A 1,211-nucleotide genomic window follows, 5' to 3' on the forward strand; every position below is an offset into this window, starting at 1 on the left:
CGCATCGACCTGTACGTTGTCTGGCGCTCAGGCAGTGCAGCATGCCCGGCGTGCTCAGCCGCTGATCAAAAGCTCCATGACCACCGCCAGCGCAGCTGGCGGCATCTGGACTTCTTTCAGTTCGAGGCCTACGTGCACTGCTCGCTGCCCCGCGTGGCCTGCAGCGTCTGCGGTGCCACCACCCAACTGAGCGTGCCCTGGGCACGCGAGGGTAGCCGCTTCACGCTCATGTTCGAGGCGCTGGCACTGACGCTGGCCCGGGAGATGCCGGTGTCGGCGTGCGCACGCATCCTGCGCTGTGCGGACAACACCGTGTGGCGCCAGATCGACGCCCATGTCTGTTTGGCCCGGGCCCAGGAGAGCTACGCGAATGTCAAGGTCATCGGTATTGATGAGACCAGCTGCGCCAAAGGCCACAGCTACATCACGCTGGTGCACGATCTGGACAAAGCACGGCTGATCCATGCCACGCCTGGCAAGGATGCCAGCACCGTGCAGCGATTTACCGAAGACCTCAAGAGCCACCAAGGCCAGCCACAGGCCATCGAGGTGGTGTGCATGGACATGTCCAAAGCCTTCATCGCAGGGGCCGCCCAGCACCTGCCGACGGCGGCCATCGCCTTTGACGGATTCCATGTGGTGCAACTGGCCAACCGGGCGGTCGATGTCGTGCGCCGCGAGGAAGCCCGGGGCGAGCGCTGGCTCAAGAAGACCCGCTGGTGCTGGCTCAAAGACAAGGCCAGGTGGACGCTCAAGGAGCAGGACAAGATGGATTGGCTGCCCCACACCCGATTGAAGACCGCCAGAGCGTGGCGACTGAAGGAGGCGCTGCGTGACATCTACAGAAGTGCACGCTCTGATGCAGCAGAGCAAAGTGCGCAGGCCCTCACAAAGTGGCTGCACTGGGCACAGCGCAGCCGCTTGGCACCCTTCAAGGATCTGGCCAAGACCATCAAGCAGCACTGGGCCGGGATCCTCAAGGCGTTTGACGCAGCCCACTTGCACACCGGCTATGTGGAAGCAGTCAACTCGTTGCTTCAAGCGGCCAAGGCCAAGGCGCGGGGATACGGCACGACCGATCACTTCATCGCCATGGCGTTCCTGATCGCCGGCAAACTTACCCACCTGCCGGGCAATCCTCTGCTAAAAGCAAGGGCCTGACCATGGACTCAGTGGGGAATGTTGTACGCCACCCGAAATAGAAGAGAACC

The 1,211-nt window shown here is 62.7% G+C and carries 1 protein-coding gene; it reads left to right on the forward strand.

Annotated features, from left to right (window positions below; all coding sequences use genetic code 11):
- Positions 1–1,161: ISL3 family transposase (locus DTW89_RS19085; protein ID WP_114657078.1), on the forward strand; the 1,161-nt coding region annotated here is incomplete at its 5' end.
- Between the last annotated feature and the right edge of the window lie 50 nt (positions 1,162–1,211).

Source organism: Acidovorax sp. BoFeN1 (genome assembly GCF_003345135.1).
Taxonomy (GTDB): domain Bacteria; phylum Pseudomonadota; class Gammaproteobacteria; order Burkholderiales; family Burkholderiaceae_C; genus Acidovorax; species Acidovorax defluvii.